The sequence below is a fragment of the Rhodococcus sp. EPR-134 genome, assembly GCF_001647205.1.
GTDB classification, from domain to species: Bacteria; Actinomycetota; Actinomycetes; order Mycobacteriales; family Mycobacteriaceae; genus Rhodococcus_F; species Rhodococcus_F qingshengii.
Map to the genome: position 1 here is coordinate 1 of NZ_LVCT01000728.1, position 9,677 is coordinate 9,677.

The following is a 9,677-nucleotide window of genomic DNA, read 5'->3' on the forward strand; positions in this document are numbered from 1 at the left end:
AGCGTAGTTCCGGAGCATTCCTGGTCGGCCTCGAATTCGAGGGAACCGGAGCTCATCCGTACTCCTGGCGACGCGAGGATTCGCGCGCCGAAGATCTGTTCACGCCGTCGTACTGGGTGGACCTGGTGGCCACCGCGGATCGGGGTGGGGTGGATCTGGCGTTCCTCCCTGACTCGTTCGGACTGCAATCCGAGGGCCAGCACGCAGTGCGGGGCAGATTGGAGGCGGTTGCAACTGCGGCGCGGCTGAGTGCTGTGACCTCGCGTATCGGCCTGATCCCCACTGCGACAATCACGCACACCGAGCCGTTCCACATCTCCAAGGCCGTCGCGAGTATCGACTACTCGTCAGCGGGGCGGGCCGGCTGGCAGGTCGCGGTGTCCGACACCGCTGAGCAGGCGTCGTTGTTCGGCCGAAAGTCAGTGCAGGGCCCCGAGTCCGCGTGGGAGGAAGCGTCCGAGGCTGTCGAGGTGGTCAGTCGGCTGTGGGACAGCTGGGAGGACGACGCCGAGATTCGTGACGCTGCGAGCGGACGATTCATCGATCGGGACAAGCTGCACTACATCGACTTCGAGGGAAAGAACTTTTCCGTCAAGGGCCCGTCCATCACGCCGCGCTCCCCGCAGGGGCAGCCGCTGATCGCCGTCGACGCGAGCAGGCCGGAGGCACGCGAACTCGCGGTTGCGCGCGGAGATCTGATTCGGATCTCGGCAACCGATCTCGCCGAGGCCAAAACTACGGCCAAGCTGGTCCACGCGAGTGCCGCCGCCCTCGGGCGCAGCGTGCGGGTTCTCCTCGACGTCGACGTGCTCCTCGGCGCCGATCGCGGTGCCGCCGACGACGCTTTGGCGGAACTCGAGGAATGGGCGGGAGCGCCGTATGCCCCGCACTCGCTGTTCTATCGCGGTGACAGCGCGGGTTTGACTGCGCTGCTGCGTGAGATCGGTGGGCTCGCCGGGATCGACGGTGTGGTTCTGCGTCCACTGGCGCTGGCCGCCGCCGTGGAGAAGATCGCGACGGACGTAGTGCCAACTCTCAATCCGCGACCGAGTACCGCCCCGACGCTGCGCGAGCGGTTGGGCTTCCAGTTGCCCGTCAATCAGTTCGCGTAGCGCGAGTAGAGAACAGGAACACCGATGACACAGAACAGGATTCGCAAGCAAGTCCATCTGGGCGCTCACTTTCCCGGCGTGAACAACACCACGGTGTGGACCGATCCGGCGTCCAAGAGTCAGATCGAGTTCAGCTCGTTCGAGCATCTCGCCCGCAGTGCCGAACGCGGATTGTTCGACTTCTTCTTCCTCGCAGAGGGTTTGCGCCTACGCGAGCATCAGGGCAAAATTCACGACCTCGACGTAGTCGGTCGCCCGGATACCTTCAGCATTCTCAATGCGGTTGCCGGTGTGACAACGCATCTCGGCCTGGCCGGGACGATCAACACCACGTTCAACGAACCGTACGAGTTGGCCAAGCAGTTCTCGACGCTCGATCATCTCTCCGACGGCCGCGCCGCCTGGAACCTGGTCACCTCCTCGGACGCCTTCACCGGCGAGAACTTCCGCCGCGGTGGCTATCTGGAGCATTCCGAGCGGTATGCACGCGCCAACGAGTTGGTCGACGCAGTACGGACGCTGTGGGACAGCTGGAGCGTCGACCGTCCGATCGTCGACCGTGAGCGCGGTGTTTTCGCCACCGACCAGCAGGTCGGCCAGTTCCAGCACTCCGGTAAGCAGTTCGACATCGCCGGACGCTTCGAAGTTCCACGGAGTCCGCAGGGGCACCCAGTTCTGTTGCAGGCCGGTGACTCCGACGAAGGACGCGAGTTCGGCGCGGCCAAGGCCGATGCCATCTTCACCGGGCACGGAACGCTCGAAGCAGGCAAGGCGTTCTACGCCGACGTGAAGGGACGCTTGGCCAAGTACGGACGCACGCACGCAGACCTCAAGATTCTCCCCGCCGCCACCTTCGTCCTCGGTGACAACGCCGCGGACGCACAGGAGAAGGCATATCACATCCGGCGGCAGCAGGTCGGACCCCAGACTGCCATCGCTTTTCTCGAACAGGTTTGGGGCAGAGACCTTTCCCAGTACGACGCCGACGGCCCGTTGCCGAAGGAAGATCCGTCGGACGACGTCAACATCACCCGTGGACGCGTCCGCCACGTCAAGGATCCACGAGCGGTCGCAGATCAGTGGCGTGCCAAGGCCGAGGCCGAAAACCTCAGCATCCGTGAACTCATCATCGAAGTGACTGCCCGCCAACAGTTCGTGGGTAGCGCCGCCGAGGTCGCTGCCGAGATCGACAGCTACGTCCAGGGCGACGCAAGCGACGGATTCATCCTCGTTCCCCACATCACCCCCGCGGGCCTCGACGAGTTCATCGACACCGTCGTACCGGAACTTCAGGACCGCGGCAGTTTCCGGACCGAGTACTCAGGAACTACCCTGCGCAGCCATCTCGGGCTGCGCCACCCACACGAGCAGGCTGAAGGAGTCCGCGCATCATGACCGTTACCGACACTTCCACCAGTACCTTCACCGGCGATTGGAATGCCTGGCACGCCTCGCGCGACGCCACCTTCGGCGAACCCCTCGGCTGGCTGAGCCTGACTGCGTTGCATTGGCTGGTGGACACCGATCCCACCTTCGCGGACCTGCCCGGTGCATGGCGCGCCGACGCGAATGCCGTTGTCGTCACCGCGACGCCCGCAGACGACTTATCGATCGACGGCGTCGCCGTGGACGGTTCGGCCACTCTGAATCCGATCGAGGGGGCGCCGGGACTGATCGTCAAGCAGGGCGCACGGTTGGTCGAGGTCATCCGCCGCACCGGCGAGGTGGCTCTGCGGATCCACGATTCGTCGGCCCCGGCATTGGCGCAGTTCAGTGGTATCCCGACCTTCGAGCCGAACCCGCAGTGGCGCATCGAGGGTGTATTCACAGCTTTCGAGGAGGCTCGCACGGTGACGACGGGCGCGGTCGTCGAGCGCCTCGAGCATCATCACGACGCCCTAGGAACCATCAGCTTCGAACACGACGGTGCAACGTATACGCTGATTGCGTTCGCGGGCAAGGACAACGGCTTTCACATCCTGTTCACCGACGCGACCAGTGGTGTGTCCACCTACCCGGCCGCACGCTCGCTGCACGTGAGCGCACCTGAACCCGGTGGCGCGGTAGTCCTCGATTTCAATCGGGCGTCGAACCTGCCCTGCGCGTTCACCGATTACGCGACGTGCCCGGTGGCCCCCGCCGAGAACCGCCTGGCGTTCGCGGTGGAAGCCGGCGAGAAGACACCGGACACCCGCTCCGAAAGCGGACCGAGGTGAGCGCGCCGCTGTCCGTACTCGACCTCTCGCCGATCAGTGAGGGCGGAACGGCCCGCCAGGCTTTGCGGAACTCGCTGGACCTCGCTCGTTCTGCCGAAGCGTGGGGATACAAGCGTTACTGGGTCGCCGAACACCACTTCGTCGGCGTTGCCTCTTCGTCGCCAGCAGTGCTTGTCGGGCTGATCGCGGCCGCCACCAACACCATTCGCGTCGGCTCGGCCGCCGTGCTGCTGGGCAACAACACGGCGGCTCAGGTGGTCGAGGCCTTCGGTACCGTCGAAGCGTTGTATCCGGGTCGTATCGATCTCGGTATCGGGCGCAGCGGACAGCGTCGGGTGGAGGCACTTCGCGCCGTCGCTGCCGGAACGCCTGCGCCGCCAGAATCGAAGCGAGAGAACGTCGTACGCGACGGCGTCGTGATCCCGGCACCCTTCGATCCAACCGGTCTTCTCACGTCACCGCGGTTGCAGGCGTCGTTCGAGGCATTGGCGTTTCCGGGCGCGCAGGCGCCCGATTTCAAGCAGCAGGTCGACGACATACGCTCGCTCCTGAACGGTACCTACAGAACCCGCGACGGCATCGAATTGCACGCCAGTCCCGGCGAGAATGCCGACGTCGAACTGTGGGTGTTCGGAAGCAGTGCGGGCCCCAGTGCCGAGCTCGCCGGACGACTCGGATTGCCGTTCGGTGCGAATTACCATGTGGCGCCCTCGAGTACGCTCGATGCCGTCGAGGCATACCGTGCAGCATTCCGACCGTCGGCAGTTCTGTCGGAGCCGTATGTCGTCGTCTCCGCGGATGTTGTTGCTGCGGAAGACGATGCGACGGCGAGAGAGTTGGCGTCTACGTTCGGGCACTGGACGCACAGCATTCGCAGCGGACACGGCGCCATCCCGTACCCCGATCCCGCGACAGCGCTCCCACTTTCCGACGCCGACAAAGCAGTGGTGGAGGATCGGCTGATCACGCAGTTCGTCGGTTCACCGTCTACCGTCGCCGACAGGCTCGACAGTTTGCAGAAGCTCACCGGAGCGGACGAATTGGTAATCACCGGGGTGACCCATCGGCACGAGGATCGTCTGCGCTCGTACGAGCTGCTTGCCAAGGAATGGGGACTACCCGCACTACTGGCAGCGTGAGTTTGCCTTGGTCCATTAGTGTCGAGTGATGTTTTCACCTCGAGATGCCCTTGCGGTTGCTCTTGACGTAGCGCGTGAGGGCATGGAGCTCGGGGAGATGCCGATCGGCGCAGTCGTGTTCGACGACGACCGTGTGCTCGGGCGGGCGTATACGCAAGAACGGGCACTCGGCCGACGGGTAGTCCATGCGGACCTTCAAGCGCTCTTGCAGGCCGACGAGGCTCTCGGATTCACTCGAGCGTCCGGTGAATTGACATTGGCGGTCAATCTCGAACCATGTCTCATGTGTATGGGTGCCGCGATCACGCTCGGCGTGACCCGGGTGTGGTTCGCTGAATACGCCACCGGCACTGGCCCCGCCGGGATGCGGGACTGGGCGCGCAGTCTCACCTGACGCCATGGCTTGTAAGGAGGGCCGTGAGGCTCACGCCCCGATAGCGCCCGCGATCATCGGCCACGACGCGCGCATGTCGGCTTCGAAGAGCCCCCAGGTGTGGGTGCCTTCGGGTCGGAAGCTGAACGTCGCGGGAATGCCGAGCTGACCGAATCGCCCCTGCAGGGCAGCGGTGCACATGTTGGTGATGCCTTCGAGGACCGCGCCGGGAACGACGCCGGCGGCCATCGCCAGCGAGTTGATTCCGTCCACCGGGCCGGGGAGGCCGTTGCCGGTCGAGATGAACAGCGCTGTGCCACGCAGTTTCTCGGCGTTGATCAACGGGTCGTGCGCCGCCCACTGCGGGCTACCCCACGGCCCCCACATGTTGGCCGCGTTGCCGCCGCCGAGTATCTCGACCATCGAGCGCACCGCTGCCTGGCCGAGCGGGTCGCCGGCGCGCGGACAGCCGCTGTACGAGCCGACTGCGCGGTAGGTGCCCGGCGACTGGATCGCGAGGTCCAGAACCGGTCCGCCTGCCATCGACACACCGCCGAGTGCGTTGACACCGGTCGTGTTGTACCGAGCGTTGACCGCCGCCGGTAGTTCCTTGGTGAGGTACGTCTGCCACTTGTTACGGCCCAGCACCGGATCGTCGGCGTTCCAGTCGGTGTACATGCTGAACTTGCCGCCGACCGGCATGACCACGTTGACGTGTTTGTCGTCGAAGAAGTCACGAACTCCGGTGTTGTTGAACCACGAGATCCCGTCCTCGCCGCCGCCGACACCGGTCAACAGATAGAAGGTCGGGGCCGGGCCTCCTCCGGCCGGCGAAATCACGTCGTTGGCGATCCAGCGGTCCATCGAGGGGGAGTAGACGTCGATGCGACTGACCACGGAATCCGCGCTCGCGGTCGGCGCGCTGAGGCCGAGAAAGCCGGCGGCCATGGCCACCGCCATCGTCAGCCGAACCGTGAAACGACGTGTCTTCATATTTCCCCCCAGGCGCAAGCCGGACAGCGTATTTGTGCCTTCCAACAGTGGCACAATGCGAAGAGGAGTGACGAATGTCCGGGTAACAGTCGTATAAGAAGATGGAGACAATTGCGTGGGATCGCAGTCGCACCACCCCGAATCCGACGTGATTCGGCTGGCCTTCGGGCTGGCCGCGATCACGGCTGGTGCGGCGCGCAGAACCGCTGGTCTCGCACTTGATTCCGTGCAGCGGATCCCTGTCGTCGGTGACGCACTCGACGGCGCGATCACCCAGGTCACCACTCGCGGCACGGAAGCGATGCACTCGACCGTGGAGTTCGCCAACTCGACCTTGCGGACGGTGATCAAAGCTGTCGTCGACGCTGCTCTGTCCGAAGTCGACATCACCAAGATCGTCGTCGACCACGTGGACATCGACAAGATCGCCGAGAACATCGACGTGGACAAGATTGCCGAACGGGTCTCGCTCGAACCGATCATCGACCGGGTCGACGTGGACGAGATCGCAAGCCGCCTCGACGTCAAAGCGGTGATCGATCGCCTCGATCTCGACGGGATAGTCGACACGGTCGACCTCGAACGCCAGGTCAACCGCATCGACCTCGTCAAGATCGCCGACCAGGTCATCGAGGGCGTCGACCTGCCCCAGATGATTCGTGAATCGACCGGTTCACTCTCCACGGAAGCCGTGCACGGAGCTCGAGTGCAGGGCATGCAGGCGGACGACGCTGTCGCCGGCTTCGTCGGGCGACTCTTCGGCCGCGACAACGCACCGTCATCAGATAAACCGTCATCAGATAAACCGTCGACAGAGACCGATCCGAAGACGAACGCAGGCGAACGCTAGTGGCCCAGGAGAGTTCCGGCCCAGCCGGCATCGTCACCCGTGGACTCGCCGGACTGATCGACCTGGGCGTCGTCCTGCTCCTGATGGGTTCCGTGTACGTGGGCTTCGCCTTCGTCCGACTGCTCTTCTCGCCACAGAGTTTCACTTTCTCGGAACCGGGAATCTTCCTGTCCACGACGGCATTTCTCGGTGTCTCGGTGGCGTATCTGACCGCCTGCTGGGCGACGACCGGTCGGACTGTCGGGTCCCTCGTGATGGGGCTGCGGGTGATCACGTCCGGGCATCGCCTCGTGCGCTGGCCGTTGGCCTTCATCCGTGCGGTGCTCTGCGTGCTCTTCGCCTTCGGATTGCTGTGGTCGGCGGTCGATCGACGACGACGTTCGTTGCAGGACATCGTTCTGCGCACCGAGGTCGTCTACGACTGGCGTCAGGACCCGGATCTGGTGGCACCGCACGGAGGTGAGCACGCATGAGTGAACCGAACCGCCCGGACGAGCGCTTCACCCTTGCCAGCGAGCGCACCTTCCTCGCCTGGATGCGTAGCTCACTCGCCCTGCTGGCCGGAGGCATCGCCGTCGTCCAGTTGGTACCGGAATGGAGTACCGGGTGGGTTCGCACGACTCTCGGTCTGACCCTTATCGCACTCGCGGCGGCAGCCGCACTGGTAGGTATGCGACGCTGGCTACAGGTGAAGAAGGCGCTCGAGGACGGAGCGGCGATGCCGGAACCGCACGCATTGTGGCTGTTTGCACTGGCACTGGCCGGGGTTGCCGTCGCAGCCGGCGTGGCAACGGTGGTCACCAGCCTCGCTCGCTGAGATACGCAGAGAAGTCCCAGCGGTGTCTGGATAGTCTGCAAAGAACGTGAAGCATGTCAGAGAAGTAAACGAAACAGACGACAAGGGAGTGCACGGTGGCGCAGGAACTCAAGCTCGGATACAAGGCATCGGCTGAGCAATTCGGCCCTCGCGAACTGGTAGAGCTGGCAGTTCTGGCAGAGCAGCACGGCATGGATTCCGTTGCGGTGAGCGATCATTTCCAGCCGTGGCGCCACAACGGTGGCCACGCACCGTTCTCGCTCGCCTGGATGACCGCCGTCGGTGAGCGCACCGAGCGCGTGCAGATCGGCACGTCCGTGATGACGCCGACGTTCCGCTACAACCCGGCAGTCATCGCTCAGGCGTTCGCGACGATGGGATGTCTCTACCCGGGACGCATCATGCTCGGCGTCGGCAGCGGTGAGGCTCTCAACGAGATCGCCACCGGCTTCCAGGGCGAGTGGCCCGAGTTCAAGGAACGCTTCGCGCGGCTGCGTGAGTCCGTGCGGTTGATGCGTGAGCTGTGGCTGGGCGATCGTGTCGACTTCGAAGGCGAGTACTTCACCACTCGTGGCGCGTCGATCTACGACGTTCCCGAGGGTGGGATTCCCGTGTACATCGCGGCCGGCGGACCCGTTGTCGCCCGGTACGCGGGACGTGCCGGTGACGGCTTCATCTGCACCTCCGGAAAGGGCATGGAGCTCTACACCGAGAAGCTGCTTCCAGCCGTTGCCGAGGGCGCAGCCAAGGCCGAGCGCGACGTCGCCGACATCGACAAGATGATCGAGATCAAGATCAGCTACGACACCGATCCGGAGGCTGCACTCGAGAACACCCGCTTCTGGGCTCCGCTGTCCCTGACGCCGGAGCAGAAGCACAGCATCGAAGATCCGATCGAAATGGAAGCCGCTGCCGACGCTCTGCCCATCGAGCAGGTGGCCAAGCGTTGGATCGTCGCTTCCGATCCGGACGACGCCGTCGAGCAGGTCAAGGCCTACGTCGATGCCGGTCTCAATCACCTGGTGTTCCACGCACCGGGCCATGATCAGCGCCGGTTCCTCGAACTGTTCGAGCGTGACCTCGCGCCTCGCTTGCGTGCTCTGGGCTGATCCTCGAGATCAACTGAACGGTGTCTGCCACTCGACGTGTGGCAGGCACCGTTCGTCTTTCTCGTAGCCGCCGGTTGTCGGCACGAGCGTGAGCGTGACCACGATCAGTGGCAAGGTGGGCGGCGGCCCACACTAGGCTGTTGGGCATGCCAGAAGCGCCCGCTGCCGTGTCGAGTGTCTACGTTGCCTCTCCTGAAGGTGACACCGGAAAATCCACCATCGCGCTTGGCGTGCTGCAGATGCTGTGCGCGACCGTCGCCCGGGTCGGTGTCTTCCGCCCGATCGCCCGCTCTACCGAGGAAACCGACTACATCCTCGAACTGCTGCTCGAGCACACCACCGCCGATCTCTCCTACGCCGACGCACTCGGCGTCACCTACGAGCAGGTTCACGCCGATCCTGAAGCCGCGCTGGCCGACATCGTCGCGAGGTACCACACCGTGGCCGAGCAGTGCGACGCCGTCGTCATCATCGGAAGTGACTACACCGACGTAGCAAGCCCGAGCGAGCTGAGCTTCAACGCCCGCATCGCCGTGAACCTCGGCGCTCCGGTTCTGCTGGCGGTTCGAGGCGCTCGGCGCAGTGTCGAGGAGGTCGCCCAGCTCGCGCATCTATGCGCCGCCGAGTTGGCCGCCAACCACGCTCATCTGCTCGCGGTCGTCGCCAATCGTTGCGATCCCGACAAGCTCGACGAGGTCACCGCAGCGCTGTCCGACATCGGAGTTCCGACGTGGAGCCTGCCGGAGATTCCGTTGCTCGTCTCGCCCACGATGGCCGAGTTGATGGAGGCCACCGGCGGCGAGTTGTATTCGGGTGACCCGGAACTGCTGCACCGCGAAGCGCTCAAGGTGATGGTGGGCGGCATGACCGCGGAGCACATCCTCGAGCGTCTGGTCGAGGGCATGGTCGTCATCGCACCGGGCGATCGCTCGGACGTACTGCTCGCATTGCTCAATGCACATGAGGCGGAAGGATTTCCGTCGCTCGCGGGCATCATCATGAACGGCGGAATCACACCGCACCCAGCCATCGCAGCGTTGATGGCCGGCCTCAAACAGCGTCTTCCGA

At 64.5% G+C, this 9,677-nt stretch carries 11 protein-coding genes; 10 read left to right on the top strand and 1 reads right to left on the bottom strand.

All coding sequences use genetic code 11. The annotated features are described in order from the left end of the window. The 5 genes from A2J01_RS31565 to A2J01_RS31585 all read left to right on the top strand — a co-directional run. On the top strand, positions 1-1,112 hold a 1,112-nt coding region (locus A2J01_RS31565), incomplete at its 5' end, for an LLM class flavin-dependent oxidoreductase (RefSeq protein WP_231916168.1). 24 nt (positions 1,113-1,136) lie between these two features. Next, positions 1,137-2,507 (top strand): NtaA/DmoA family FMN-dependent monooxygenase, encoded by a 1,371-nt coding sequence (locus A2J01_RS31570; RefSeq protein ID WP_042925886.1) that lies wholly within the window; start codon positions 1,137-1,139, stop codon positions 2,505-2,507. Then, positions 2,504-3,328, top strand: a complete 825-nt coding sequence (locus A2J01_RS31575) for a DUF1684 domain-containing protein (RefSeq protein ID WP_064114305.1) — start codon at positions 2,504-2,506, stop codon at positions 3,326-3,328. The genes A2J01_RS31570 and A2J01_RS31575 overlap by 4 nt, the downstream gene beginning before the upstream one ends. Further along, a complete protein-coding gene (locus tag A2J01_RS31580; RefSeq protein WP_064114306.1) occupies positions 3,325-4,467 on the top strand; it encodes an LLM class flavin-dependent oxidoreductase in 1,143 nt (380 codons plus the stop codon). Before A2J01_RS31575 ends, A2J01_RS31580 begins: the two co-directional genes overlap by 4 nt. Before the next feature lie 28 nt (positions 4,468-4,495). Beyond that, a complete protein-coding gene (locus tag A2J01_RS31585) occupies positions 4,496-4,861 on the top strand; it encodes a nucleoside deaminase (RefSeq protein ID WP_075832552.1) in 366 nt (121 codons plus the stop codon). A gap of 30 nt (positions 4,862-4,891) precedes the next feature. Here A2J01_RS31585 and A2J01_RS31590 read toward each other — a convergent pair whose 3' ends face one another. After that, entirely contained in the window at positions 4,892-5,833 is a 942-nt protein-coding gene (locus A2J01_RS31590; protein ID WP_003944347.1) for an alpha/beta hydrolase, read from the bottom strand. 115 nt (positions 5,834-5,948) lie between these two features. Between A2J01_RS31590 and A2J01_RS31595 the strand changes: the two genes are divergently transcribed. The 5 genes from A2J01_RS31595 to A2J01_RS31615 all read left to right on the top strand — a co-directional run. Continuing rightward, the gene (locus A2J01_RS31595) at positions 5,949-6,683 is read left to right on the top strand and encodes a hypothetical protein (RefSeq protein ID WP_064114308.1); all 735 of its coding nucleotides are present in this window, start codon (positions 5,949-5,951) and stop codon (positions 6,681-6,683) included. After that, entirely contained in the window at positions 6,683-7,156 is a 474-nt protein-coding gene (locus A2J01_RS31600) for an RDD family protein (protein ID WP_003944375.1), read from the top strand. The genes A2J01_RS31595 and A2J01_RS31600 overlap by 1 nt, the downstream gene beginning before the upstream one ends. Then, a complete protein-coding gene (locus A2J01_RS31605; RefSeq protein ID WP_003944317.1) occupies positions 7,153-7,500 on the top strand; it encodes a YidH family protein in 348 nt (115 codons plus the stop codon). The genes A2J01_RS31600 and A2J01_RS31605 overlap by 4 nt, the downstream gene beginning before the upstream one ends. A gap of 95 nt (positions 7,501-7,595) precedes the next feature. After that, positions 7,596-8,609 (top strand): glucose-6-phosphate dehydrogenase (coenzyme-F420), encoded by a 1,014-nt coding sequence (fgd, locus tag A2J01_RS31610; protein WP_003944371.1) that lies wholly within the window; start codon positions 7,596-7,598, stop codon positions 8,607-8,609. A 146-nt stretch (positions 8,610-8,755) separates the two neighbouring features. Next, positions 8,756-9,677, top strand: a 922-nt coding sequence (locus A2J01_RS31615; protein ID WP_156519464.1) for a phosphotransacetylase family protein, incomplete at its 3' end; no start/stop codon positions are given.

Coding starts and splice junctions, on each gene's coding strand:
- A2J01_RS31570 (WP_042925886.1), top strand. CDS start 1,137: ATGACACAGAACAGGATTCGCAAGCAAGTCCATCTGGGCGCTCACTTT.
- A2J01_RS31575 (WP_064114305.1), top strand. CDS start 2,504: ATGACCGTTACCGACACTTCCACCAGTACCTTCACCGGCGATTGGAAT.
- A2J01_RS31585 (WP_075832552.1), top strand. CDS start 4,496: ATGTTTTCACCTCGAGATGCCCTTGCGGTTGCTCTTGACGTAGCGCGT.
- A2J01_RS31590 (WP_003944347.1), bottom strand. CDS start 5,833: ATGAAGACACGTCGTTTCACGGTTCGGCTGACGATGGCGGTGGCCATG.
- A2J01_RS31605 (WP_003944317.1), top strand. CDS start 7,153: ATGAGTGAACCGAACCGCCCGGACGAGCGCTTCACCCTTGCCAGCGAG.